24 protein-coding genes are annotated in these 24,880 nt (G+C 63.2%); 7 read left to right on the forward strand and 17 right to left on the reverse strand.

Annotated elements, in window-relative coordinates; all coding sequences use genetic code 11:
* Positions 1-11: 11 nt before the first annotated feature.
* Entirely contained in the window at positions 12-1,457 is a 1,446-nt protein-coding gene (locus AC56PL_RS11390; RefSeq protein ID WP_497153890.1) for a fatty acid desaturase family protein, read from the forward strand.
* 22 nt (positions 1,458-1,479) lie between these two features.
* Here AC56PL_RS11390 and AC56PL_RS11395 read toward each other — a convergent pair whose 3' ends face one another.
* Positions 1,480-2,172, reverse strand: coding sequence for a hypothetical protein (locus AC56PL_RS11395; RefSeq protein WP_497153891.1), 693 nt, complete (start codon positions 2,170-2,172; stop codon positions 1,480-1,482).
* A gap of 276 nt (positions 2,173-2,448) precedes the next feature.
* Here AC56PL_RS11395 and AC56PL_RS11400 point away from each other — a divergent pair, with 276 nt between their 5' ends.
* Positions 2,449-3,723: a hypothetical protein gene (locus tag AC56PL_RS11400; protein ID WP_497153892.1), complete on the forward strand. Its 1,275-nt coding sequence runs from the start codon at positions 2,449-2,451 to the stop codon at positions 3,721-3,723.
* Entirely contained in the window at positions 3,720-5,048 is a 1,329-nt protein-coding gene (locus tag AC56PL_RS11405) for a lipase family protein (RefSeq protein ID WP_497153893.1), read from the forward strand. The genes AC56PL_RS11400 and AC56PL_RS11405 overlap by 4 nt, the downstream gene beginning before the upstream one ends.
* A gap of 6 nt (positions 5,049-5,054) precedes the next feature.
* Here AC56PL_RS11405 and AC56PL_RS11410 read toward each other — a convergent pair whose 3' ends face one another.
* Positions 5,055-5,546: a winged helix-turn-helix transcriptional regulator gene (locus tag AC56PL_RS11410; protein WP_495513805.1), complete on the reverse strand. Its 492-nt coding sequence runs from the start codon at positions 5,544-5,546 to the stop codon at positions 5,055-5,057.
* A gap of 82 nt (positions 5,547-5,628) precedes the next feature.
* Here AC56PL_RS11410 and AC56PL_RS11415 point away from each other — a divergent pair, with 82 nt between their 5' ends.
* From AC56PL_RS11415 to AC56PL_RS11430, 4 genes are all read left to right on the forward strand, one after another.
* Positions 5,629-6,000: a nuclear transport factor 2 family protein gene (locus AC56PL_RS11415; protein WP_497153894.1), complete on the forward strand. Its 372-nt coding sequence runs from the start codon at positions 5,629-5,631 to the stop codon at positions 5,998-6,000.
* Positions 6,001-6,118: 118 nt separating this feature from the next.
* Positions 6,119-6,667: a DUF2243 domain-containing protein gene (locus AC56PL_RS11420; RefSeq protein ID WP_497153895.1), complete on the forward strand. Its 549-nt coding sequence runs from the start codon at positions 6,119-6,121 to the stop codon at positions 6,665-6,667.
* Entirely contained in the window at positions 6,664-7,473 is an 810-nt protein-coding gene (locus tag AC56PL_RS11425) for a cytochrome c oxidase assembly protein (RefSeq protein ID WP_497153896.1), read from the forward strand. The genes AC56PL_RS11420 and AC56PL_RS11425 overlap by 4 nt, the downstream gene beginning before the upstream one ends.
* A 101-nt stretch (positions 7,474-7,574) precedes the next feature.
* The gene (locus tag AC56PL_RS11430; protein WP_495513809.1) at positions 7,575-8,678 is read left to right on the forward strand and encodes an alpha/beta hydrolase-fold protein; all 1,104 of its coding nucleotides are present in this window, start codon (positions 7,575-7,577) and stop codon (positions 8,676-8,678) included.
* A 115-nt stretch (positions 8,679-8,793) separates the two neighbouring features.
* On the opposite strand, the gene AC56PL_RS11435 is transcribed toward AC56PL_RS11430, so the two are convergent.
* The 15 genes from AC56PL_RS11435 to AC56PL_RS11505 all read right to left on the reverse strand — a co-directional run bounded on the left by AC56PL_RS11435 (position 8,794) and on the right by AC56PL_RS11505 (position 24,817).
* Complete coding sequence (locus AC56PL_RS11435; RefSeq protein ID WP_497153897.1) at positions 8,794-9,549, reverse strand: maleate cis-trans isomerase family protein; 756 nt, start codon at positions 9,547-9,549, stop codon at positions 8,794-8,796.
* Positions 9,525-11,696 (reverse strand): FAD-dependent monooxygenase, encoded by a 2,172-nt coding sequence (locus tag AC56PL_RS11440; protein ID WP_497153898.1) that lies wholly within the window; start codon positions 11,694-11,696, stop codon positions 9,525-9,527. The genes AC56PL_RS11435 and AC56PL_RS11440 overlap by 25 nt, the downstream gene beginning before the upstream one ends.
* A gap of 8 nt (positions 11,697-11,704) precedes the next feature.
* Positions 11,705-13,441 (reverse strand): nitrilase-related carbon-nitrogen hydrolase, encoded by a 1,737-nt coding sequence (locus AC56PL_RS11445; protein ID WP_497153899.1) that lies wholly within the window; start codon positions 13,439-13,441, stop codon positions 11,705-11,707.
* A 73-nt stretch (positions 13,442-13,514) separates the two neighbouring features.
* Positions 13,515-14,999 (reverse strand): aldehyde dehydrogenase family protein, encoded by a 1,485-nt coding sequence (locus tag AC56PL_RS11450; protein WP_497153900.1) that lies wholly within the window; start codon positions 14,997-14,999, stop codon positions 13,515-13,517.
* Positions 14,996-15,907, reverse strand: coding sequence for an ABC transporter permease subunit (locus tag AC56PL_RS11455; RefSeq protein ID WP_495513814.1), 912 nt, complete (start codon positions 15,905-15,907; stop codon positions 14,996-14,998). Before AC56PL_RS11455 ends, AC56PL_RS11450 begins: the two co-directional genes overlap by 4 nt.
* The gene (locus AC56PL_RS11460; RefSeq protein WP_495513815.1) at positions 15,904-16,836 is read right to left on the reverse strand and encodes an ABC transporter permease subunit; all 933 of its coding nucleotides are present in this window, start codon (positions 16,834-16,836) and stop codon (positions 15,904-15,906) included. The genes AC56PL_RS11455 and AC56PL_RS11460 overlap by 4 nt, the downstream gene beginning before the upstream one ends.
* A complete protein-coding gene (locus AC56PL_RS11465; protein WP_495513816.1) occupies positions 16,833-17,117 on the reverse strand; it encodes a hypothetical protein in 285 nt (94 codons plus the stop codon). The genes AC56PL_RS11460 and AC56PL_RS11465 overlap by 4 nt, the downstream gene beginning before the upstream one ends.
* 13 nt (positions 17,118-17,130) lie before the next feature.
* Positions 17,131-18,225: an oligopeptide/dipeptide ABC transporter ATP-binding protein gene (locus tag AC56PL_RS11470; protein WP_495513817.1), complete on the reverse strand. Its 1,095-nt coding sequence runs from the start codon at positions 18,223-18,225 to the stop codon at positions 17,131-17,133.
* Complete coding sequence (locus tag AC56PL_RS11475; protein WP_497153901.1) at positions 18,222-19,301, reverse strand: ABC transporter ATP-binding protein; 1,080 nt, start codon at positions 19,299-19,301, stop codon at positions 18,222-18,224. Before AC56PL_RS11475 ends, AC56PL_RS11470 begins: the two co-directional genes overlap by 4 nt.
* On the reverse strand, positions 19,298-20,356 hold the full coding sequence (locus AC56PL_RS11480; protein ID WP_497153902.1) for a class I SAM-dependent methyltransferase: 1,059 nt from the start codon (positions 20,354-20,356) through the stop codon (positions 19,298-19,300). The genes AC56PL_RS11475 and AC56PL_RS11480 overlap by 4 nt, the downstream gene beginning before the upstream one ends.
* A gap of 40 nt (positions 20,357-20,396) precedes the next feature.
* Complete coding sequence (locus AC56PL_RS11485; protein ID WP_495513820.1) at positions 20,397-21,959, reverse strand: ABC transporter substrate-binding protein; 1,563 nt, start codon at positions 21,957-21,959, stop codon at positions 20,397-20,399.
* 93 nt (positions 21,960-22,052) lie between these two features.
* Positions 22,053-22,367, reverse strand: coding sequence for a hypothetical protein (locus AC56PL_RS11490; protein WP_495513821.1), 315 nt, complete (start codon positions 22,365-22,367; stop codon positions 22,053-22,055).
* On the reverse strand, positions 22,364-23,434 hold the full coding sequence (locus AC56PL_RS11495; protein ID WP_497153903.1) for a class I SAM-dependent methyltransferase: 1,071 nt from the start codon (positions 23,432-23,434) through the stop codon (positions 22,364-22,366). Before AC56PL_RS11495 ends, AC56PL_RS11490 begins: the two co-directional genes overlap by 4 nt.
* Before the next feature lie 355 nt (positions 23,435-23,789).
* On the reverse strand, positions 23,790-24,458 hold the full coding sequence (locus AC56PL_RS11500) for an isochorismatase family protein (protein ID WP_497153904.1): 669 nt from the start codon (positions 24,456-24,458) through the stop codon (positions 23,790-23,792).
* Positions 24,458-24,817, reverse strand: coding sequence for a Dabb family protein (locus AC56PL_RS11505; RefSeq protein WP_495513824.1), 360 nt, complete (start codon positions 24,815-24,817; stop codon positions 24,458-24,460). The genes AC56PL_RS11500 and AC56PL_RS11505 overlap by 1 nt, the downstream gene beginning before the upstream one ends.
* Positions 24,818-24,880: the final 63 nt, after the last annotated feature.

Below are 24,880 nucleotides of genomic sequence, written 5' to 3' on the forward strand. Positions count from 1 at the left end.
GAAGGAGAGTCATGACCATCGACGAAGCCAAGGGCAGAACCCGCCCCGGATCAACCGGAGCCCGGACCGAAGACGTGCAGAACCCGCTCGCACATCTGTCCGACGAAACCATAGAAATGCTGGGCAAAGAGTTCGACGCAATCCACGACGAGGTCTACGGAGACCTCGGGGAACGCGACCGGCAGTACATCAAGAACGTGATCGCCACCCAGCGGAATCTGGCCGTCGCCGGCCGGGTGCTCTTGCTGGGATCGAGGTCGAAGGTGTCCTGGGTCGCCGGCACCGCATGCCTGGGAATGGCGAAGATTCTCGAGAACATGGAGATCGGCCACAACGTCATGCACGGACAGTGGGACTGGATGAACGACCCCGACATCCACTCCTCGGTCTGGGATTGGGACACCGCGTCCACGGCCGAAGCATGGAAACACTCGCACAACTACATCCATCACACCTTCACCAACATCCGGGGGAAGGACAAGGATCTGGGCTACGAGATCATGCGGATCGATCCCCACCAGCCCTGGAACCCGGTGTACCTCGCGCAACCGTTCTACAACGTGCTGCTGACCGCTTTCTTCGAGTGGGGTGTCGCGCTGCACGACCTCGACCTCGACGCCATTCGCAAGGGCGAGAAGTCGATGTCGGAACTCTGGCACGACCTCAAGGGCATCGGCGTCAAGATGCGGCGACAGGTGATCAAGGACTACATCGGCTGGCCGACGATCAGTGCCGGAGCCTTCGCCCTGACACAACTCGGGTCGGGCGGGCGCATCGATCAACCCAGGAAGTCGCGGTTGGCGAACCGGCTGCGTCGCGCGCCCGGGTCCGGTAAACGCGCCAAAGTTGCCGCCGAGCTGATGGATCGCACGCTTCCCGGGGTCGAGCAAACGTTCCTGGCGACCCTCGCGGCGAACTTCACCGCCAACATCATCCGCAACGTATGGGCGCACGCGATCATCTTCTGCGGCCACTTTCCGGACCAGACCTACACATTCAGCAAGGAAGAAACTCTAAACGAGACCCGCGGGGGTTGGTACGCCCGGCAGTTGCTCGGTTCGGCGAACATCGAGGGCAGTCCGCTGTTCCATGTCATCAGCGGCAACCTCGGTTTCCAGGTCGAGCACCACCTCTACCCGGACATGCCGAGCACCCGATACTCGGAAGTGGCGCCGAAGGTCAAGGACATCTGCGAGCGCTACGAATTGCCTTACAACTCAGGTCCGTTCGGTAGCCAGTGGGGACAGGTGCATCGGACGATCTTCCGTCTCGCTTTTCCCGGCGGACAGGCGAGACCCAAGCCCGGCCCCTACCATCGGGCACCACACAGTGCCGTCGACACCGAGAGGCCCAGCGAGGCTACACAATTCCGGAACCGAGTGCCCGAGGGACACCCCGACGCCGGCCCCGAACACGAGTCCGGTGGCGTCGAGGTGGCACCGCCCCCCAGGGACTGATATCCGGCTCGGTGGCGGGTCGTCACCGCTCGAGTTGACCGGCGACCCGCTGTTCGAGCTGTTGCGTGGTGGCGGCAGGCAACACGATCAACCCGTCGAGTTCCTTACGCGCCCTGTCATATGCGGCGCGCCGTTCATGCTGCGGTGCCTCATTGTCCTGCGCGAGATGTAGCAGATTCTGTCCGCGGCGCAGCCGCTCTTGCTCGGGCTCGGTGAAACCCGACCGGCGACGGCGCTTCGCCTCGGTTTCGGCGACGTCGAAGGCGGTGGCGTACTCGTGCACCGCGTCGCGGTATTCGCGCCGACGTTCGGCGTCCTCGATGAGGTCGTCGCCGCTGTCGGGCCGCAACAGATCGGCCTTACGTTTCGCCCGGTGGAAGTCGATGGTGAGCGGGTCACGCAGGTCGATCATCATCGGGAAGTCGAGCAGGGTCGCAGCATCCAGTTCGTAGGCGAACCAACGCGCATCGGTCTGGTTGTGCTCATCGAGGGTCTTCGCGATGTCCCGTCGCACGGCTTCGGCATCCAACCGCTTTTGACCGGATGCCTCGATCTCCGCGATCTTCGCCTGCTGTTTGAGGCGATACCGCTCTTGCCTGCGTTCTGCACGACGCTCGTTGGCCGCACCGATCGTCTTCAGGCCGCCACCGATCGCGCCACCGAACACAAACACCAACCACCAGTAACTGCCCACGAACTCAAAGAACGCATCCACCCCTCAAGCATGCCGGAATTTCCACCTGCGGGGCCTTCGACTCTCACGGTTGCGTTCAAAGGATCTGTACCCACATCACCAGCCCCTCGTTCTGAGCACATACCCGCCCCACTTGGCATACGCCAGAACCGCAACTATCTATGAATTGAGTCACATATACATCCTGTAGATGGCCCTGATCTGCAGCGATGCGTCAACTGCCACTTCACCTGGGTATCACTAGGGACGGTTCTGCCATATCGTCTCACCGAGATTGCGAGCCGAAATGAGACAGAAATGATATTTGATCGTGACGTTCATTTACGTCGGCCGTTCCTGCGCCTGGGCATCGTGGCCATCGCCGCGCTCATGACCCTCTGCGGCATCGGAGGCGTTGCCCAAGCCGACCCGGCCCGGAGCCTGGACCGCTACCTCGATCTACCGCTGACAAATCGGGACGCATCCCGCGGCCCTGGCGGTGTGAACCCCGAGTTGCCGACTGATCCCGCAGAACTACGGACCCTTCTCGACCAGGCCCGCGCGGGGGCGGTGGCACCGAACCGCTACGCGGCGTTGCTCTACCAGTACTGGCTGGTCGAGACCACAACTGCCGCCGGTATCGATCTGGCCTCGTGGAATCCCCGACTCGGGGTCGAGGCCAATCGACAGAATCTGATCAAGTCGTACACCTACTACGAACAGCTCCAGTTGAATCACCGCGAACTCCAGTGGGCCGGGATGGCCGGTCAGGTGGGCGCAGACTTCGGTGGTGGGATCATCGACTTCGAACTCGCAGCCAACATCTTCGACTGGAGCCGGCTACAGGGTCTGGCCAATGCCATTGTCGGGCAGGCAAACCAGACCGCCACCGGTCTCGTCGAGCAACTGCCGCCCGGGCTTCGGGCACTCGCACGCGTCGGATCCACGGTGAGTCCCGACGATCTGCATGTCGTCCTCGGAAATATTCTGGTGATGCAGAAGAACATCTTCAGCGACCTGATGCCCATGCACCGCGCGTACGTGGTCGGCGGCCTTGCCCCACTCGAAGAGATGCGGGCGGCAGGCCTGTTCGGCGATGACATCCTCGACGCCTGGCGCGGTATCGCGTCACACGATCCCAACCGGATCGCCCTGGGCAATGCGCTTCTGCTGCAACGTGAGCAAGGTCAGGTAATCAAGGCGCAGTGGGATCAGACCCGTGCTTACAAAGGCGATGTCGGAGAGGCGATCACTTACGTCAGCACCGTAGCCGGCTCCCCATCAGTGGCAGGTGTCATTGCACCGAGATCATTTCGGCCCATCGAGATCAGCACCCGTCTCGCCGACGGACGCACCGCAATCCTGACAACCCCACTACCAACCTGGAATTGGGCGCAATACGAAGAGCGGTGGGACTACATCACCACCGAACTGTTGCCGAAGTACAAGATTCTGGTGAACGACGATTGGCCGGCTCTGGAACGGATCTTGCGCACGCCCTATGAAACCCAGCTCGAAACACACCGTCCGATCATGAGCATCCCGGCACTGCTGGAGTCAGCGGCAGCCGGTACGAAGGTGAGTGTGTCGTGAAAAGCCTTTCAGCAACCCTGTCGATCCTCCTGGCAGCACTGGTGGCGGTGTCGGTGAATGTCCCAGCGGCCCACGCAGAACCGGTGCAGACTCCGGACTTGGGTGAGGTCTTCAACGGCTATGTCATCGGAACGTTCGCCGATGGCCGTGTTGCGAGCCCCGACGAGATCTTCCAAGGTCTGGCCGCAAGCGATCCGTTCTACGCCGAACCGCGACTTCGAGGCGACGAGAAACCGGGAACCATCCTCAAGGCCAAACCGGTTGCGGTGCAGTTCACCGGGTTTCGTCCCGGCAACATCGACGCATACAAGCTGATGTACGTCACCACCGACCTCGACGGCAGCGCCGAGATCAGTACCGGCATCCTGATGATTCCCCGCGACGGCAAGAAGAACTCAGAACGTGGCGTTGTCGCGTATCAGGAAGCCAACGACAGCGTCGGCGCCTACTGCCATCCCAGCACCCAGTGGACGGGCGGCGCTCCGATGGACGGCTCCTCGTGGTCTGCACTGGGACCGCTGGGTCAGATCTTCGGCAAAGGTCTGGCCGTGATGATCTCCGACGTCGGTAACGACGGTGATCCATTGCCACACGGCGTCTTTGCCGGAAAGTTCGGCGGCAATGCGAACCTCGATGGCGTGCGGGCCGCGTTGGCCCTGCCAGAGGCCGGCCTGAGTGCTGACGCCCCGATCTCGATCTTCGGGATCGCGGGCGGCGGCGTGGGCGCAGCATTTGCGGCCGAGAATCAAGCCACCTACGCACCCGAACTCAACGTGAAGTCGACCGTGCTCGAAGGCATGGTTGTCAACCAGCGCAACTTCATTCGCACCGCCGACGGGTCTGTGGGTTCGGGTTTCGCGTTTGCCACGCTACTCGGTCTCGAACCGCGCTATCCGGAGATGAAAATCGACGAGAAGCTCACTCCTGCCGGTAGGGCGATGGCAGATGTGTTCCGGACCCAGTGTCAGACACCCGCCTACTTCGGGACACCGTTCCTGCCGCTGCGCACGCTGTTCACCGGCGGCCGGAACCCGGCGGATATCCCAGAGTTCCAGCACGTCTACAACGACAACCTGCTGGGAACCAAGACCCCGAAGTCGAAGGTGCTGATCACGTCCTGCGTGGCCGATGATTCACCGATGTCATTGGTCCCGGCCCAGGATGCGCGGGACCTGACCGCGACCTATCGGGCCGGAGGAACCGACGTCAGCTATCAGCCAACCGACTGCAGCATGTTCAACGCACTGACCAACCTGTACGGATGGGGCACCGACCTGTTCGGCATGCAAACCGTGGACTGGATGGCCAGCACCCTGAAGGAATGATCAGCGTTACTGCCGCACCGCACCCTCGTATCGCCGGCGCATGACCTCGCCGGCGGCGGGACCGGCGGCATACACGTACCCGGGGCCATCAATGCGCTCGCCGGTGGCCGCATCGACAACAACGGGTTCGATCTCGCGACCCGTCTGCGCGTCGACCAGGATCATCGACCGCTCCTCCGGCGCCAGCTGCGCGTTTCGCCATGCCGCCATCGCGACAAGCACGGGTCGTAGCGACCGGCCCAGGTCGGTGAGCACGTATTCATAGCGGTCCGGACGCTCCTGATAGCGCCGTCGATCGAGAATGCCGGACTCGACAAGAGCTTTCAGCCGACTGGTCAACATGCTGGACGAGAGACCGATGTTGGCCTGGAACTCGTCGAAGCGTGAGTAGCCGTCGAAGCAGTCATGCAGGATCAGCACCGTCCACCACTCGCCAACCACGCCCAGTGTCGTCGACAACGGGCACTCCCGGTCCTCGAGTCGGATCTTGCTCACCATACGGACGCTCCTTCTTCGACTTACTGCTAACTTAGCAGTTACAGTCACTTCTAACTTAGCAGTGACTACGAAGGAGACTCCCATGACAAACCCCGCAATCGCCGACTGCCCAGATGCCGTCCGTGCGTACATGACTCTCAACGAATGTGGCGACCGCACTGCAGCGACCGCCCTCTTCACCGACAACGCACACGTCACCGACGACGGACACGACTACCGAGGCATCGCCGAGATCAGGACATGGCTCGATCGCGTCGCAAGCGAATACACCTACACCACAACGCCGGTTGCCGCCGAGAACGCACGCCCCGGCGAAACGTCGATCCGCTGCAGGCTCGAAGGAGACTTTCCCGGAGGTCTCGTCGACCTCGACTTCCGGTTCCAACTCGACGACGTCGGTCGACTCGCGCGCCTGTCGATCACCCCGAGTGCCGAGCAACCAGCTGCGGAATAGCGCCCGTTCGATGTTTGCGACCACGCCCCATCGGCTACCCGTGTCACCCACCCGAGCGTCCTAAACTGAACGAAGTACGTGTATCGGCGCAGGTGACACCGCCTCCGAAGGGGACCGAATGAGTACATCCGCAGACTCCATAGTGGAAACGACGGCCAAATCGCTGACACTCCCCGGTGTGGTGCTGGGCATCGGACTCGGCGGGTTCGTCGACGGCATCCTGCTACATCAGATCTTGCAATGGCATCACATGCTGACCAGCACCAACAGTGACCACATCGGCGTGCGTTACTACCCCTCCGACACCGTTCACGGACTGAAGATCAACACCCTGTGGGACGGGTTCTTCCACACGTTCACCTGGCTCGCCGTCCTGATCGGGTTGGCACTGCTCTTCTCCCGGGTGACGAGTTCTCGGCACCGGTTGTGGACTTCTCGCGCCCTGTGGGGATGGGTGCTGGTGGGCTGGGGCGCCTTCAACCTCGTCGAGGGGGTCATCGACCATCACATCCTCGCGATCCACCACGTCCGCGGAGGTGAACACCAAACCCTCTGGGACATAGGATTCCTGATCCTGGGCGCGGTATTGATAGCAGCCGGCTGGCTGCTGCAGCGTTCGGTGCGTCCCAGCGATCCGGAGGCCCCCACAGCGGAACACTCGACATGAGCGCTCTGGCTCACGAATCGTCGGCAGAGCCCGGTTTCGACTGGGATGTGGCGCTCCCGTATACCGCCCTTGCCGTTGTCGCCGGCGTGTACCTGGCGGCCGCGGTCCTACGTGCGCGGGAACCTCGCGGCTGGAATCACTGGCGCACAACAAGCTTCATGATCGGCATCGCGATCCTGATCGTCGCACTGCGCGCATCGGTGTCAGACAGTTTCGGCGACCACATGCTCGGGCATCTGCTGATCGGCATGTTCGCGCCACTCGCACTCGTCCTGGCCGCGCCGATGACACTGGTCCTGAGGTCGGTCCCGCCGCGGTGGGGTCGCTCACTGGTCCACCTGTTGCGGTCCAAACCCGCAGGCGTCCTGACCACTCCGATTGTCCTGCTCACTGCGAACCTCGGCGGGTTGGCGTTGCTGTACTTCACGCCGCTGTTCGGGCTCGCCGACGCCAATCCTTTGGTGCACGGCGTGATTCACGTGCACTTCTTCATCGCCGGATACCTGTTCGCCTGGATGATCGCCGGCCCTGACCCCGGACCGGACCGGCCGACGGTGCCGATACGTCTGGTGGTTCTCGGTGTGGCCATCGCCGGCCACGCCGTGATCTCTCAATTGCTCTACGCCGACCTCTATGTACAGGTCCCCGCACCGCCCAATGAACTGCAGGATGGCGGAACTCTCATGTATTACTGGGGCGACATCGCCGAACTTCTTTTGGCTCTCGCCCTACTTGCCACGTGGAAACCCGACCACCGGACGCAGAAAACTACGGCCAGATCCCACACACTGCAAAGTCACAACTGAGCCACATAATCATTGCAGCCGACCCTTCCGAGCAGCCTTCAACCAAGGGGGCGCGGTATGTTCGATTCAGTCTTTACTGAGTCATTACCTGGGGGTATTCGATGGGCCATAAAATCCGAACCGCTCATTCACTATTGCGGAGCACCGTGCGCTTCGGCACGGTGGGAGCGATCGCCGCTGCTGCGACACTGACGTTCAGTGGAGTCTCCGGCGCCGCACCGGGGTTGGGCAGCTCGGGCAGTGGCAGCGTCGGTTCCGGATCGACAGTACCGGGACCGTTCCAAGATGACCCCGGCCCGCCGCCGGTTCTACGCGACGACATCCTCGTCCCGGCGATCGAAAAGACCGGAGAATCCGGAAAGCACGTTCGATACAAAGTCGAATCACCAGCACTGCGCCGTGCGGTGACACTCGATGTCCTGCTGCCCGCGGACAATTCGGTGAAGCGTCCGACGCTGTACATGCTCGACGGGGTGAGCGCCGGGGACAACGCCAGTGGCTGGATGTACCAGGCTGGTGCCAAGAGCTTCTTCGCAAACAAAAACGTCAATGTCGTGATGCTCAATGGCGGGCGCTCGAGTGTGTACACCGACTGGGAGAAGATCGACCCGGTCCTCGGCCTGAACAGGTGGGAAACCTTCGCAACAAAAGAATTGCCACCACTGATCGACAACGCTTTGAACACCAATGGCGTCAACGCAATCGCCGGAAATTCCATGGGCGCGCAAGGAGCGATGATGCTGGCCCATAGGAATCCGAATCTCTACGACGGAGTAGCGACATTCAGCGGGTGCTATTCGACCACTGATGCTGTCGGCCGTCTCTCCATCCAGCTCACTGCTTCACATCAGAGCGGCGACCCGGGCAATATCTGGGGCGAGTTCGGCAACGAACAATGGAAGGCGCACGATTCCGTCCTCAATGCAGGAGCATTGCGCGGCAAACACATCTACATGTCAGTCGGCAACGGCTTGACAGGCCCGCATGAAGATCCGAATTCTGACGACTATTTGAACACCGCGATTGTCGGCGGTGCAATAGAGGTCGGCTCGAATCACTGCACCCGGACGATGGAAAATCGTCTGGACAAGCTGGGTATTCCGGCGACGGTGACGTACGAGCCGGTCGGGGTGCATGCGTGGCCATATTGGAAAGACCAACTGCCGAAGGCATGGCCGACACTCGAGAAGGCACTGGGTCTCTAGACGCTTGCGACACGACCACAAAAGCACACGCACCAGTCATAAGCACATGTTTAAACGTGTGCCTATGACTGGAGTGTGTGCTTCTGGATGTGCAGTCGTCGAAACCGTGTAGGGGTCAGAACTTGGCCAGCAACGAGCCGAAGCCCTCGACCTGATCGTTGATCCCGTTCGCGCGCAATGCATGCCAGACTGTGGCGAGGTTGATGGCGATCACCGGCTTGCCGAGTTCACGCTCGAGGTCGGCCGCGACCTGCATCGCCTCCAGGTTCGTTCCACACTGGATCAGCGCGTCGACGTCCGGACCGTCGACGGCCAGGAAACCCGCGCGGATGGTTTCCGGGGTCTCGTCCGCGATCGATGTGGCAGATGCCGACTTCAGGCCGTGCACGCCTGCCACCTCGAAGCCCAGTTCGGTGAAGTACTTACGAACCTGCTCATCACCGACAGGCTGGTAAGGCGTCATCACGCCGATTCGACGGGCCCCGAACGCTTTCAGTGCCTCGCCGGCCGCGGTCGCGCCGGTGGACACACCCAGGCCGGTCAGGCGGCGGACGTTGGCCTCGAACTCCGCGTTGCCTGCCACTCCGCCCCAGAAGGTTTCCGCCGACATCCCCATCACGATGTAGTCGGGGTCGGCGGTCATCACCGTCTCCAACGCGGCGGGCAGTGCCTCATTCAGGTTCTCCCGAAACAACCCGAACGCATCGGCGGAGTCCAAGGCCACGGCCTTGATCATGATCCGCCCAGTGTGCCAGGACGAGTCCTGCAACCGGATCTGGTGGAACTCGCGCTCGACCGACGTATTCGTCGAGGGAACGATCAGCCCGAACTTCTTGCCCTTGGTGATCACTGATGCACCGGTTCCTGGCATTGTGTGTCCCTCTCGATTGAAGTGGTGCTCTGCGCCAGCTGGGCCTTCGCCCACCGGCCGACCTCGGCGTCAGCTGCCAGCTCGGCACCCACGCCCAACAGTTCCGTGAGGCCCTGCCAGTCCTGATGTGACCGGCCCGAGGCCCCTGTACGACGAATCGATCGGTACGTCTGCGCGACCGCACCGGCCCCGGCCAGCAGTGGGCCCACCGGGTAGATCATCAGGGCGACACCACATTCGGCCAGAACACGCTCCGGCGGAAGCGCCGAGTGATCACCGGCCTCCGACAGGTTGACCATCAGCGGCACGCCCGGCACCGCGTCGCGAATACGGCGCAGTTGCGTCTCGGCATATGCCCCCTCGACAAAGATCAGGTCTGCGCCGGCGGCCGCATACGCTTGAACCCTCGCAATTGCGGCCTCCTCACCGTCGACCGCGAGCGCGTCGGTGCGTGCGATCACCAGCGCGCTGCGCCTGCTCCGCACCGCCATCGCGACCTTCGCCGTCATCTCCTCGACCGGGATCAGTTCTTTACCGTCGAGATGCCCACATCGTTTGGGCGCCAGTTGATCTTCGAACTGGATGGCAGCCGCACCGGCCCGCTCGAGACGCTCGACGGCCTCACCGACCTGCAGGACACCGCCATAGCCGGTGTCTCCGTCGACGATCAACGCCAGGTCGGTGACCGCGGTCATGCGCCGGACCTGTTCGGTCATCTCGGCCAGCCCGAGATATCCCAGATCCGGACGGCCCAGCGCGGTCGCCGAGACGGCGGCCCCGGATACATATGCGACACCGAAACCTGCGTCGACGGCGGCGCGTGCGGTGACCCCGTCATAGACCCCCGGAGCGATCACGGGGCCATAGCAGAGCCTCTCCGACAGCACGCGCCCAGCGGGACGAACGGTCTTCGGTACCGCATGTAGCTCACGTGCCAAGCGTCCCAACGTGATCCGCAGCGAGGTGAACATCGCCGAGGCACGCAGGTGAGCCCGCTTGTCGAGCAACTCGATGTCCATCTCCGAGAGCTCGTCGGCGCGGGCCGCCCGGGCTTCGTCGTCGTCGGAACGCATCGAGTCGTAGTTCTTTTGCGCCTGGGCCTGCACGTGGTTGAGTGCGGCATCACGACGCAATTCGCTGTACAACGTTGCCGCATGGGTGTCGTCGGTGTCGTCCAATGCCGCGTCGACACACAGCGCAGCTGCCCACGCATCGTGGATACCGCTGTTCATACCCATGCCACCGAGCGGGTTGTTGACGTGGGCGGCGTCGCCGGCCAACAGCGTGCGGCCGACCGAGAATGTCGCGGCCGCACGCATGTTCACCTTGTAGATGGATGCGTGCGGGATGTCGTACGCCGTCGGCTGAGCCGCGATACCCTGCAGCCGCGCTTCCAGTGCTGCGGGCTCCAGGGCCTGCTCATCGGACTCGGCGTCCCGGATCGGGAACAGTGCACGCCAGTGGTTGGGGGTACGCAGCAGCACACCCCAGTCCTCCGGATCGGAGATGTACGAGACGTACGCGAGATCTGCGAAGTCGTCGCGGAACTCGTGGGTCGTCGAGATGACCAGGAAACGCTCGTCATAGGTCCGTCCCTCGAACGAGACACCGAGCGACTTGCGGATCGCCGATTGCGCGCCATCAGCGGCGATCAACCATCGTGTCAGGATCGGACGGTCGCGTTCGGTGTCGGGCAAGAAGATCCGGGTGTGGTCGTGGCCCTGCTCGACCCGCACCACCGGGCTGGAGAACTGCAACGTCACGTTGGGCATCGTCACCAGGACGTCGTGGATGATGCGGGTCAGGTTGTCCTGCTCGCTCTGAATCCGGTACGGGTACTTGGTCTCTCCCTTGAGCAGACCCATGTCCATCTCCGAGAGCACCGTGCCGTCGCGTTCCCGGTACTGGAACACCGGCGCCTCGAGACCCACCGCGAGCAGGTCGTCGACAACTCCGAGTTCTTCGAGCAATTCGAGGGTCGACGGGTGGAAGGTGGACGCCCGCGATTCACCGGACAAGCTGTCACCGGCCTCGAGGACCAGCACCTGGTGACCCATCTGGGCCAGCTTCAGGGCCGCGACCATACCCACCGGCCCCATGCCGGCCACCACAACCGTCTCCATGGTGCGTTCTGTGTTCACAGACATGTTCTGTCTCAGCTCTTCTCGGCAAGCAGTGGTCCGTACAACCGTGGTTGACGGCTACCGACGGGATCCAGGTGGTATCCCATCATCTTGTTATGTGATTCCCGCAGATCGAGCCGGACGATCAGCTGTTCTTCAAAACCGTGCCTGGTCCACTGCGCGGACGGATAGCGCATGAGCGCGATCGGCTGGCCCGGGATGAACGGATCGGCGCGCACGATCTGGCTGCCGACGATCCCCGGGCTGTCGAGCCGGTTCACCGATACGAGGTGTACGCGGTTCTCTTCCGTCCGCTCGGTGGCGGCCATCTCGGGCGCCTCGCGCCGGTCCCAGTTCGCCGGATGCACAACGACTTCGGCACCCCGCAGGGTCAGCAATCGCATCACCTCGGGAACCCATACCTCCGAGCCGATCATCATCCCGATCGCCCCGATCTCGGTATGGGCGACCTCGATGGCGTCACCGGGGCGCGCCCACTGCATATCTGCGTGGTCGAGGTGGGTCTTGCGGTACCGGAAGACCACGGTGCCGCTGTTATCGATCAGATACGCGGTGCTGTGGTAACCACCGTCAACGGACTCTTCGACGAGGTTGACCACCACCCACAGCGAATGCTCCTTGGCCGCAGCGCGAATGGTTTCGAGCACCCGCTCGGAAACCACTGCGGCGGCGGCCGGATCCGCGGCCACCTCGCCGGGCTTGAAGCAGAACAACTCCGGCAGCACACCAAGGGTCGCACCCTGTGCAGCGGCGTGAGCGATCTGCCCGACCGCGCGGGTTATCGTCCACTCCTGGTTGTGAAAGTACGAAACCTGCAGCGTCGCAACATCAAGGAACTGCGAAGGTCGCTCCGGATCCACCGGACCGAGCATCGAAGCCACGGGCAGCGAGTCGTGCTCGCTCATCAGGTCGCCGTAGAGGTCCGGACGGCGCCAGCCGAACACGTCGGCGAAACCCGGTACATCGTTGTTGTCGGCGTCGGCGGGAGTGATGTCGGCCCAGATCAGACCTTCGTCTTCCTCACCGGCGCAGGCGAGTGTTTCGCCTGTCGGAGTGACGATCTGCGACCCGCCCATCCATGGCCAGGCGTCGGCCGGGCCGCCGACTGTGTTCGCCGCGATGTGCCACACGTGATTCTCCATGGCCCGCAGGGGCACATGGACCCGGAGTTCGTCGGGTCCGCGGGAGTTGAGGGAGTTGCAGAAGACCTGCGCGCCTATGGTTCCCAGCACTCGGGGCACATCAGGGACGATGCCGTCGGCACACATCAGCAGCCCGAGAAGGCCGACCTCGGTGTCGACGATCTCGAGCTCTTTGCTTCCGGGTGTGAAGAGCGTGTACTCGTAGTCCCAGAACACGGTCTTGTGGTGGACATACAGCAGGTCCCCGGTAGGTCCGATCAGCAGCGACGCAATGTAGACGTCCGGCGCCGTTGCGCCACGTACGTCCACGCCGACAACCGCATGGATACCGGCATCACGACAAGCCTGCTTCAGACCGGCTACGAACTCGCCTTCGAGTGTCTCGGAGAGTTCGTGGCACTCTTCCCGGCTGCCGTAGTTCCGCAGCCGATTGCTGTTCTCCGGCAACACGATCAGCTGGGCACCAACCGCCGCGGCGGCGCGAATGTAGGCGGCACACAGTTCTGTGTTCGCAACAACATCGGTGCCGGAGAAGAACTGTGCAGCAGCTACCCGGACAGTGTCCGCGCCGAGAGACTCAAACGAGTCGAGAGTTTTGATTTCCATAATATGGTTATCGCCTTTCCAATATATGGGTAACAGTACCGCTGCTTGCGATGCCATCACCATGCGGGATGCTTCACCGCGCGACGTTCACCACCGTGCGCTGACTGTGCTCGTGCACGCCGAATCCGCCGTAGTCGATACCGATTCCGGATTGGCCGGCAAATGGCATCGGGATCGCGGCGTCGAAGGCGCCGTGCTGGTTAACCCAGGCCGAGCCGACATCGAGCCGCGTGGCCACGGCCTCGGCAGCCTCGACATCGGTCCCCCATACCGAACCGCCCAGTCCGTACTGGCTTGCATTCGCCTGGGCGACAGCATCATCGATCGAATCGAACGCGATGATCGGGAGCACCGGACCGAACTGTTCTTCGACCACGAGCCGGTGATCGGACGCCAGACCCGTCACCACCGTCGGTGCGATGAACAGACCGCGCCCCGGGACCGGTCCTCGATGTCCGTGGACCCGGCCGCCTGCCGCGCGGGCGGCCGAATTCAGGTCGAGCACACGTTCATACTGGGGACGATTCTGCATCGGCCCCATCTCGGTCGTGATGTCGAACGGATCACCGAGTTGCACTGGCCGTAGCCGTTTGTCGAAGAGATCGACCATGTCGTCGACCCGACTGCTGTGGACGTAGATCCGCTTGACACCCGCGCAGAACGCGCCGCAGTTGAGCAGACCCACCTGTGACGCGGTTTCGACAAATCGACCTAGGTCGGCATCCGCCATCACGATCGCGGCGTCGTTGCCGCCGAGTTCGAGGGTGATCCGCTTGAGTTGATCTGCTGCAGCCCTTGCGATCACCTTGCCCGTCGCCGTCGATCCGGTGAACGAGATCTTTGCCACGCCGGGATGGGCGACCATGGCCGCCCCGACCTCGTGGCCACCGTTGAGCACGTTGAGGACACCTGCCGGAAAGATCTCTCTCGCCAGAATCCCGAAACGCAAACCCGACAGCGGCGTGAACGGTGAACTCTTGAGCACCATCGTATTTCCGGCCATCAGGGCATTCGCGATCTTCACCACCGCGAGCAACACCGGCGAGTTCCACGGCGCTATGGCCCCGACGACACCCAGAGGGCGTCCGGTCAACCGGATCGATTTCTCGGGATGGACGATGTCCGTGTCCATCTGACCGGTATCTGCGATCGTGCGGACGAAGCGCGCGGCACTGAGCACCTCGCTGACACATCGCCGCAGCGGGCGACCCGTCTCGGCAACCAGCAGCATCGACAGCGTGAAGACGTCCTCATCGAGTGCTCCGGCGAACAGGTTCAACGCCGCTCGCCGCTGTGCCCACGAGATGGCCTGCCAGCCCGGAGCTGCCGCCGTCGCTGCGGCAACCGCGGTGTCTACGATGCCGGCGTCGCCGAACGGGGCCAGCGCGATGACCTCTTCGGTGGCCGGAAAGGGCACCGGCCGTTGCGAGGTCGCAGGCACACTGATTCCCGCGACGGTCTGAGCGAGATCGAGTCCTTCGATCCACGCCGCGACGTCGTCGGGCCTCTGTCCGTACAGCGCGTCGAGGTCCGGGGGGCCGGATACCGTCTGGCTCATGTCAGTTCCGGATTCTGTGGTTTGGCATGGGCGCCGGGGTTCAGGGCATCGCGGATCGCGTCGCCGACCATGTTGAAAGACAGGACGATCAAGAGCAATGCCACACCGGGGAAGGCAATCGACCACCAGGCCAGGCGCAACGCGGTCTGTCCGTCGCCCAACATCGATCCCAGCGAGAACCCGGGCGCCTGCACGCCCAGACCGAGCAGACTCAATCCGCTCTCGGCCAGAACGGTCACGCCCACGCTGACCGACCACAACACGATGACCGGTCCGATCACGCTCGGCACGATGTGCCGCAGCATGATTCGGGATGTCGATGCGCCAAGCGTGCGAGCTGCGACCACGAAGTCGAGACGACGCACCTGCGACACCGAACGCACGATCGTGCGCGCGTAGATGGTCCAGGACCACACCGACAGCACGACCACGAGGGTGACGATGCCGGGACCGAGGACCGCGGTCAGCGCGATGCCGACCGCGATGAACGGAATCGCGAACTGGATGTCGGCCAGGCGCAGGAGCGCGGGTCCGATGAATCGTTCGAAGTATCCGGCGAGTACGCCGAGCAACAGGCCGAGCAGCGCACTGATGGTGGCCGTGACCACGCCGATGGTCAGGCTCAAACGCAGCCCATAGAGCACGCGGCTGAACACATCTCGCCCGAGTGAGTCGGTGCCGAGAAGGTAACCGCCCTCACCCCCCATCCACATCGGCCGAGTGTCGGCATCGGCAAGAATCTGCGTGGTCGGATCGTGCGGCGCGATCAACGGTGCGAACACCGAGAGAATCACCAGCACGGCCAATAGGCAGAAGCCGATCTTTCCGGCCGGATTCGACCAGGCCTTGCCCAGGATTTCGCGTACCCGGCCCTGCGACCGGCGCGGTGTGGTGGTCGTCGCGCTCATGAGGACGCCTTTGCTCGGAGTCGGGGATCGAGGAGATGCACAACGGCATCCATTGCAATGTTCATCAGGGTGATCAGGACCGCGATGACGAAGACGCAAGCCTGCACCGTCGGAAAGTCTCGCGCCGAGACACTACGGACCAGTAGTTGTCCGAGCCCGGCATAGTTGAGCATCGGTTCCAGGATCAACAGTGATCCGATCAACAGCGAGAAGAGAATTCCGAGGAAGGCGACGATCGGTGGAATGGCGAGGGGGAAGGCATGTTTGATCAGAACCGTCCTCGGTGCCAGACCTTTGGACTTGGCCATGATCACCGGTCCCTGTGCCAGCGCGTCGATGAGCTGTCCACGCACGAGCCGCGAGAGCGTCGAGAAGCCCTGAATGGTCAGGACGATGATCGGCAGCACCAAACCGATCGTGCCCCCGGCCCCGGTGGCGGGCAACCAACCGAGGTTGATCGCAAAGACCAGCACGAGCAGCAACGCGGTGATGAAGTACGGGATGCCGTCCAGGACAAAGGCGACCGCCATCAGCAGCCGGCCCCGGGTCTGGGCCTGGTGCAGCGCCGCATATCCACCGACCACTGCGGCCAGCAACACCGACAGCAGCAACGCCGGAATGACAAGCGACAGACTCGGTCCCAACCGAGCCCAGGCTTGCGCGCCGGAATCGAGCTTGGAAACGAACGAGGTTCCGAAGTCCATGGTGAAGGCACCACGCAGCGAGTCGAGGTATTGCATCACGACCGGGGAATCGAGACCGAGGCGGACTCGCGTCGCCTCGACCGTGGCCTCGCTGGCCTCGGGCGGTGACATGAGTTCGGCAGCATCGCCCGACATCCGGACGAGGATGAAGATGAATGTGGTCACTCCGACGATCACCGTCGCCAACAGCAGTAGCTTGCGGACCAGGTAGTTCAAAACCTTCATGGCTGAACCGGTCCCAGGGAAGCCCCACTCGCCGCAGCCATCAGCCGCTCGGTGAGCAGATTGCGCTGTTCGGCAAGAAGGCCGGCCAGTTCCGGGTCGCTCACCGGTTGGTCGACCGCAGACAGGTCGATGCCTGCCCCGGCCAAGGTGTGCTCGATGACCGTCAACCGGTCGCGCAATACCCATGTCTCGGAGGCGAGTTCGAGCATCATGCGCATCAGGGCGTCGGTGTCACCGCTCGCGGTGAGGTACGGGGCATCCTCGCGGGCAAATCCGGGCATGGTGTGGGGGGTCCTAACTACTGGTCGCGGTGAGCGCGGACGATGCCGGACTGCCGGCCGCCAGTGTTTTGCGCATCGACGTGGGGAGTGGTGCCGCGGGAACGGCAGCGTGGGCGGGCTTCTCGGAGAGGGTGAGTTCCCCCGGGAAGTGGCATGCGACCTGCCGATCAGTGCGCACGTCATCGGCAGAGACCAGAGCGGGCCGTTCGACGGCGCAGATGTCCCGTGCGATCGGGCACCGCGGGTGGAAGGGGCATCCCGACGGCGGATTGCTGGGTGATGGCAGGTCGCCCTTGGGCACGATTCGCTGGTCGGGAGCGAGTTGCATCGAGGCCAGCGACGCCGCGTACGGATGCAGTGGATCGTCGAAAACCTCTGCTGCGGTGCCGACTTCGACGATACGTCCGAGATACATGACCGCGATCCGGTGGCTGATATGCCGCACCAGTGCCAGGTCGTGGCTGATGAACAGGTAACCGAGGTCACGTTCGGCCTGGATGTCCTGCAACAGATTCACCACCTGTGCCTGCACCGAGACGTCCAGCGACGCGGTGGGCTCGTCGGCGACGATCAGCGCCGGATTCAGCATCAGGGCGCGAGCGATTCCAACCCGCTGGCGTTGTCCTCCGGAGAGTTCGTGTGGGTAGCGCGAACCCATCTCGCCACCGAGTCCCACCAGATCCAGCGTCTCGACCACGCGGCGTCGACGCTCGTCACGGTCTCCGACCCGGTGGACGATCAGTGGTTCGGCCAGCGCGTCCTCGATCCGCAGAAACGGGTTCAGCGAGGTCGACGGGTTCTGGAAGACCATCGCGCTACGTTGCCGCAACGCCCGGGTCAGTGCCCGTCCCTTGAGTCGGGTGACGTCGGTGCCCTCGAACACGACCTTTCCAGCCGTCGGCGTGTACAGCCGCAAGGCCGCCCGCCCGACAGTTGTTTTGCCACTGCCGGATTCGCCGACCAGCCCGACGGTCTCACCGCGCCGCACCTGAAGCGACACCCCGTCGACCGCACGGACCGTGGTACCGCCCGGACCCGGGAAGTGTTGCACCAGATCCTGGATGTCCAGCACCGTGCCGTCACCGGAGTCTGTGTTCGATTCGCTCACGATGTCAGGCTCTTTTCGGAGATGGCCGCCGCGGTTGCGTTTTGATCCCCGGACGGGAATTCGTGCTGCACCCGCAGGCAGGCGGTGGAGTGCTCAGGAGATGACGGCAGCGGCAGCAGACGGGGACGAGTACTTTCGCACTCGACGGTCGCGAAGTCGCAACGCTGCGCGAACGCGCACCCGGACGGCAGGTTGTCCAGGGCAGGCGGCCGACCCTCGATGGTCCGCAACCGTCGGCCCCGGTTGTGCTCGGGTGCCGTCTGCAGCAACGCCCATGTGTACGGATGCTGCGGTTTGGTCATCAATTCCTCGACCGGACCCTGCTCGACGACCGCCCCGGCGTACATCACGACCAGCCGATCGGCGATGCCGGCGATGACGTCGAGGTCGTGGCTGGCGATCACGATCGTCAGCCCGGTCTCACGATTGAGGGTCCGGAGCAGCTCGAGGATCTGCGCCTGGGTGGTGACGTCGAGCGCGGTGGTCGGCTCGTCGCAGAAGAGGAGAGTCGGTTTGGCGACCAAGGCCATCGCGATCACCACGCGCTGTAGTTGACCACCCGACATCTGATGCGGATACGTCTTCATCCGTGCCTCGGGGTCGGCGATCCCGACCCGCGTCAGGGTGTCCACCGCGAGTTCCTTGGCCGCCGACTTCGACAGTCCGGGTTCACCCGAACGCGCGGATTCGATGAGCTGAGAACCGATCGTGTGCATGGGATGCAAGGAACTCCACGGATCCTGGAGCACGACCCGCGCGTGGCGGGCCCGGAATTCCCGCAGCTCTCGCTTCGACATAGCAACCACGTCGACGCCGGCCGCCTCGATGTGGCCACCGATCCTGGCGCCCCAGGGCAGCAGTCGCAACGCCGACAGCATCGCCGTGGACTTTCCCGACCCGGACTCCCCTGCCAGCGCGACGACCGCTCCGGCGGGAACTTCCAGATCGACTCCGTGCAGGATTTGCAGGTCTGCTCTGTCACTGCGTGGCAGATGGACGGTGAGCTCACGCATCGACAGCGCGATGTCGGCGACTGTCTCTTGTTTCGAAACATCCACGGTAGGCGCGGGATTCACGACAGTTGCTCCTGTGGGGGCTTGGTGGCGGTGATGACCCATGGGTAGGCGTCGGCGCCCAGTGCTTGTTGCTTGATATCGACGAATCCGGCGGCACGGGCCGCCGCTTCGAGGTCGAGGGTGGCGGCGGTACGCCACCACGGCTCATTTCCGTGTTCGGCATCCCAGTCGTCGAGCCACGCCTGGTACGGAGATCGCTGCTCGTAGGGTGCTACGTCCGAGAAGTGGACGTGCCCACCCGGTTCGAGTAGCCGGAAGGCCTCGGTGAACGTATTCCGCGTTGCGTGAGGCGGCATTTCGTGGTGAAGGATGAATGCCGTCACCAGATCGGCACAGCCATCGGGTAGTCCCGTCGCCTCGGCGTTGGCGTGCACGGCCGTGATCGCCACGCCGGCATCCTCTGCCCGCCGAAGTGCATAACGGGCCTGGGTTCGCGACAGATCAACTGCCGTGATCGCGGCCTGTGGATACTCTTTTGCCAACTGCAGCGTGTATTGCCCGGTGCCACAGCCCATATCGACTATGCGCTGGTAGTCGTCGCGGGGTGCCGCGGCTGCCACCTGCCGCCGTTGGGCGAAGAGATCACCCGGATAGATCTTCTTGAGCAGGAAATGATAGATCATCTCGTGATGCACGAAGCCCATGTCCGGGTGACCATCCCAGCCACCCGCCGTGGCGTGGAACTCGTAGTCCCAATACCGCGGCGGGTTCTCGCCGGTGTCGATCACGACACCGGCCGGGGCCGCCAGAGGCGCGAGGACCTCGCGGCGACGTTCGAATGCCGCGGCCGCCCGGGGAGTCGCCACCTGGCGACTCCACCGGAGAACAGCCCCGACTATCCGATGATCGGCGTTGTCCGCCAGAACACCGTCCACCCGTTCACGCAGATCCTCGATACCCACGAATGGGGCCTCGAGGGTTCCTGATTCCTGCACGGTCGCCCGGATCCTGTTGCGCAACGGCGCAAGTCCGACCCGCAATGCCTGCAGGAATTCCAGTTCGGCACGACCCCGCTGATCGATCAACTCACCGGCGGGAAGGGTGGTGGTGTTCATGTATTTGCCTTCGTTCTCAGGTCAGCTGCAGCTTGTCGGGTCAGCTGTTCGACGAGGTCGACACGGTGTCGAACTGCAGCATGATGCCGGTACCGAAATCGACTCCGGAGGTTCCGGCGACAACGGCTCCGACCGACGGACGTCCGTAGGTGTACAGCACGTAGTTCTTGTCGAACAGGTACTGGCTCGCAGCGATCAGCTTCTGTTCGCGCACATCACGATCCATCTCGGTCTTGGTGGCCTGGTACAGCTCGGTCCACTTCGGGTCGTTCACCAACGGGCGCTCGCCCTGTGAGATGAACGAGAACGGACGATCCGCGTCGAAGACGCCGGTGTACGAGGTGCCACGGAAGAAGATGTTGGCGTCGGTGCCCGAACGGAACTGCTGCAACCACACCGCGGTCTCGTTCGCCTCGATCGTCGGCTTGAAACCGACCTCGGCCAACTGACCACCGATCGCTTCGAGCAGGGGCCGGTAGAGAGACATTCCGGAGAGGGTGATCGGGGTTCCCTCGGCGCCGGCCTGGGTCAGCAGTTTGCGGGCCTCGTCAGGGTTGTAGTCCGGACGGGAGATGGTGTCGGTGTGGCCGAAGACGCCCTCGATCGGCAATTGGCCGTCTTCGAGTGTGCCTGCCCCATAGGTCAGCGCGTCGATGAGAGCGGGTGCATCGATGGCGAGGTTGGCTGCGCGACGGACGTTTTCGTTGTCGAAGGGCGCCTTGTTGGTGTTGAACTGGAACATGTTCTGGCTGCCGCTGAACGATGCGGTGACCTCATACCGGTCATCGCCCTTCAGTGTCTGCAGCGATGCGCCCGGCAGTTCGTGCGCCACCGTCAGTTGTCCGGACTCGAAGGCCGAGGCCAGCGCGCTGGAATCGGAGAAGTACCGCAGTTCGACCGTGTCAGTTGCCGGTGCCTCGCCCCAGAAATCGTCGAATGCCTCGAAGGTGACCGAGTTCTCGATGTCGAAGTCGGTGATCTCGTAAGGTCCGCTGCCGATGGGGTGGGCGGCAAACCCGTCTGCACCACCGGCGGCTTCCCACGCTGCCTCCGGCACGATGAACACCTGCGCAACGATGTTGAGCAGCAGCGGTTCCGGCGTCTTGGTGACGATCCGCACGGTGGAGTCATCCAGTGCGGTGACGCTTTCGATGTTCGCGAGGTTGGACGCCGTCACGAACTTCTCGGCGATGATCTCGTTGAACGAGAACGCCACATCACGCGCCGTCAAGGTCGTGCCGTCGTGGAACTTCACGCCATCGCGAATGGTGAAGTCGGTGGTGAGCGGGTCGACGTTGGTCCACTCGGTCGCGATACGAGGCTGCGCCTCTTCGTCGTCGGCGAGCCAGCGCACCAACGAATCGAACGCGTTGTACTGGTACGTCTGGTACGACGAGTTCAGACCGGTCAGCGGGTTGATCGAGGTCGAGGTACCGATCACAATGCTGTCGGTACTCGAACCGGCGGACTGTTCGGTGGGGGCGCAGGCGCTGACCAGTCCGGTCGCGACGATCACGCCGATTCCCGCGGTGCCGAGCCGGCGCAGGCGATGGCGGGTACTCGCGCCCCGCGAGATCCCGAAAGATGAAGAATGCAGCGACATGTGGCTACTCCTGGTGGGTGTGATGGGTGATGAGGATGGCGACGGTCCGCCCTACCTGGACGGATCCGAACGAATGGGAGAACCGAGAAAGGGTCAGTGATCGCGCAGGGCGGCAGCGGTGCGCTCTTCGGAGGGCAGCACCGCACCGAGTACCCGGCGAACCAGAGAACGTCGCTGTGCCAACAGGTCCGAGGCCAGCTGTTCGTCGGGCTGATAGGCATCGATCTCCCCTGCCGACAGCACGCCGTGTTCGGTCAGGAGTCGCTCGAGAACGACGTTGCGGTCGCGCAGGGCCCAGACCTCAGAGGTCAGTTCCAACAGCATCCGGGCCAGGTCGTCGGTCTTGGTGTCACCGAGATAGTCGGGGCGGACCGCCTGCTCGCCGGCTGGGGTGTCAACGGTGCTCATTTGGCGGTTCCGTTCGTCGTCAGGGGCTTTCGTGCCCGGGTGATCCAGGGATAGATCCCGCCACCGACGCCATAGGCTTCGACGTCGACGAATCCGGCCTCGGTGAGCGCGGCCGGGAGGTCCATCGCCATCACCTCACGCCAGTACGGTTCGCCTCTGTTCTCGGTCTCCCAGTCGAGCACCACGGCCCGGAACGCCGAATGGTGTTCGTATGGCGCGATTTCACTGATGACCAGGTCGCCACCGGGTTCGAGAACGCGGAAGGCCTCGGCGACGATCTGGCGGTTCACCTCTTCGGGGACCTCGTGCATGAGGGTGTAGCTGGTGACCAGATCGGCGCAGCCATCCGGCAGCCCGGTGTTCTCGGCGGCAGCCTGTACCCAGTTGATCCCGGCATCGACCACCGACGCCTGCGCATAGGCGAACCGCAAGGCGGTCTCGGACAATTCGATGGCCGTGATCTCAGCGGACGGGTAGGCGTTGCGCAGCTTGAAGGTGTATCGCCCACCGCTGGCACCCAATTCGACGATGTGACGGTAACTCTCGCGCGGGGCCTCGGCGGCGACCATGGTGCGCTGGTCGTTCAGGTTCTCACCGGTACGTACCGCCCCTACCCCGCCGGGACTGAGCACGTAGGCAAAGGCGAGCTCGGAGATCGCGGGCCCCATCAGATCGTGTCCATCCCACCCGCCTGGAGTGAGGTGGAAGCCGTGCGCCCAGTAGGCCGGCGGCACCAGATCGGCGTCGAGCGTCAGGGATCCGCTCGGACTCGTCACGTCGAGGAACTGCTCGGTCTGGGGCCGGATCGTCTCGATGGCCGGGAGTGCGCGCACGTAGATCTCTTCGGCGACCCACCGGGTCAGCAACCTGTCGAAGGCCCAGGCAGACGAATTCTCAAGTGCGGCATACACAGATTCGCGCTGATCGTCGAGCTCGGTCGGAGGATTCGGAACGGCCCGCTCGTACTCCTGCGCCGCCCGCTTCTGCAGGGTTCCACCGGCGAACTCCTGGACAGCGCCGAGGAACTGGAGGCTGGCTCGTGCCTGTTGGCCCAACTCGACGTTCATAAGTTCCTATCGCAATGCGGAAACGCTTCCGCCACATAGTGGATACCGAGGAGATTATGTGGCTGGATTAACAACGTCAATACCCAGAAAGTCGATCAGCACCCACCATACGGAAATGACGAACCGTATGTTTCGTACGTGTGAACAAGCGGTGGCGGAGCGGGCTCGGATCCAGCCCAAATGGTGCTGACGACGACCCTGACCTGGTCTTTTAGTAACGTTCCGGCCTGCGAAACGCCCATGATCAGGGGCGAACGATCCGCATCATGCCTTCTGTAACCTTTACGTAAATCAAGTCTGCGGCGCTGGAATTCGTCACCTATTCCCACGATATGGAAACTTCTGACGGGGGGCGTCAGGCCAAATCGTCCAAATACCGGTAGATCTCGTCGAGCGATCGAACCTCACCGCACTTGGTGGCGATGTCCCGCAGATTGGATCGGTGGGCATCGGGGTTCGGGTCACCGACCGCCTCCCGGACGACCACGGGGATGAATCCGTGCTGCATGGCGTCGATGGTGCTCGCCCGAACGCAACCGCTCGTGGACAGTCCCGTGATCAGCAGGGTGTCGATTCCACGGACATGCAGGGCCGCGGCGAGGTCTGTCCCGAAGAACGCACTGGGATAGTGCTTGGTCACCACCACCTCACCGTCGCGCGGCTCGAGGCCGGAGATGAAGTCACCCAGCGGATTACCCTCAACAAAGCACCGCAGCGACGGCACCTTCTGGTAGAAGCGACCGCCAAGGGCCCCCGTGTCATCGGCGTAGTGGACGCGCGTGAACACGATCGGAATGCCGGCGCTTGCCGCCCGCTCACGCAACGCGATCATCGCATCCACCGCGGCGTCGACACCGGCATACAGGGGTGACGACGGTTCGGTGTACGCCTGAGCCGGATCGATGATGATCAGCGCCGGACGGTTTCCGAGTTGCAGGCTCCCCCCGAAACCCGCGCTGGAACTGCTCGTTTCACCGTCGGCGCCGGTGTTGCCCCCGTCGCGTTGCTCTGAGGAAGTGTCCATCACGAGGTGGCCATGGCCGCTTCGTCGTACTGGACAAAGGCCTTGGACTCCAGCACCGGGGCGATGAAGTCTTTGATCACCGAGACATGCGCGGGATGGACCCGGTAGGCCTGCCACGCCGCGGCATCGACGAAGCTCATTCGAAAGGTCAAGTGCGCGTTGCCCTGCGCAAGACCAGCATCCCGCGCGACCTGAGCGACGGCAACTTCGGGAATCGAGTTCGGGAGGTCGAGCAGTCCGCTGATGATGTCGTCGATCTGCGCGGCGGTGACATCACTACGTAGTGTCAGGGTGCCCTGGTGCACGAACATGCCGGTCCCACTTTCTTCTGCGCCGAACCTCGGCGGACTGATTGCCAAAATACGACTGTAGCCCCACCATATTGTAGAAATGTTAAATTGCTGGCTTCACCTCACTCGGCG

The organism is Williamsia sp. Y721 (genome assembly GCF_059683565.1).

Excerpts from the sequence above, each read along its gene's own strand:
- AC56PL_RS11390 (WP_497153890.1), top strand. The coding sequence starts at position 12 with ATGACCATCGACGAAGCCAAGGGCAGAACCCGCCCCGGATCAACCGGA.
- AC56PL_RS11400 (WP_497153892.1), top strand. The coding sequence starts at position 2,449 with ATGATATTTGATCGTGACGTTCATTTACGTCGGCCGTTCCTGCGCCTG.
- AC56PL_RS11410 (WP_495513805.1), bottom strand. The coding sequence starts at position 5,546 with ATGGTGAGCAAGATCCGACTCGAGGACCGGGAGTGCCCGTTGTCGACG.
- AC56PL_RS11415 (WP_497153894.1), top strand. The coding sequence starts at position 5,629 with ATGACAAACCCCGCAATCGCCGACTGCCCAGATGCCGTCCGTGCGTAC.
- AC56PL_RS11420 (WP_497153895.1), top strand. The coding sequence starts at position 6,119 with ATGAGTACATCCGCAGACTCCATAGTGGAAACGACGGCCAAATCGCTG.
- AC56PL_RS11425 (WP_497153896.1), top strand. The coding sequence starts at position 6,664 with ATGAGCGCTCTGGCTCACGAATCGTCGGCAGAGCCCGGTTTCGACTGG.
- AC56PL_RS11430 (WP_495513809.1), top strand. The coding sequence starts at position 7,575 with ATGGGCCATAAAATCCGAACCGCTCATTCACTATTGCGGAGCACCGTG.
- AC56PL_RS11435 (WP_497153897.1), bottom strand. The coding sequence starts at position 9,549 with ATGCCAGGAACCGGTGCATCAGTGATCACCAAGGGCAAGAAGTTCGGG.
- AC56PL_RS11440 (WP_497153898.1), bottom strand. The coding sequence starts at position 11,696 with ATGTCTGTGAACACAGAACGCACCATGGAGACGGTTGTGGTGGCCGGC.
- AC56PL_RS11445 (WP_497153899.1), bottom strand. The coding sequence starts at position 13,441 with ATGGAAATCAAAACTCTCGACTCGTTTGAGTCTCTCGGCGCGGACACT.
- AC56PL_RS11450 (WP_497153900.1), bottom strand. The coding sequence starts at position 14,999 with ATGAGCCAGACGGTATCCGGCCCCCCGGACCTCGACGCGCTGTACGGA.
- AC56PL_RS11455 (WP_495513814.1), bottom strand. The coding sequence starts at position 15,907 with ATGAGCGCGACGACCACCACACCGCGCCGGTCGCAGGGCCGGGTACGC.
- AC56PL_RS11460 (WP_495513815.1), bottom strand. The coding sequence starts at position 16,836 with ATGAAGGTTTTGAACTACCTGGTCCGCAAGCTACTGCTGTTGGCGACG.
- AC56PL_RS11465 (WP_495513816.1), bottom strand. The coding sequence starts at position 17,117 with ATGCCCGGATTTGCCCGCGAGGATGCCCCGTACCTCACCGCGAGCGGT.
- AC56PL_RS11480 (WP_497153902.1), bottom strand. The coding sequence starts at position 20,356 with ATGAACACCACCACCCTTCCCGCCGGTGAGTTGATCGATCAGCGGGGT.
- AC56PL_RS11485 (WP_495513820.1), bottom strand. The coding sequence starts at position 21,959 with ATGTCGCTGCATTCTTCATCTTTCGGGATCTCGCGGGGCGCGAGTACC.
- AC56PL_RS11490 (WP_495513821.1), bottom strand. The coding sequence starts at position 22,367 with ATGAGCACCGTTGACACCCCAGCCGGCGAGCAGGCGGTCCGCCCCGAC.
- AC56PL_RS11495 (WP_497153903.1), bottom strand. The coding sequence starts at position 23,434 with ATGAACGTCGAGTTGGGCCAACAGGCACGAGCCAGCCTCCAGTTCCTC.
- AC56PL_RS11500 (WP_497153904.1), bottom strand. The coding sequence starts at position 24,458 with ATGGACACTTCCTCAGAGCAACGCGACGGGGGCAACACCGGCGCCGAC.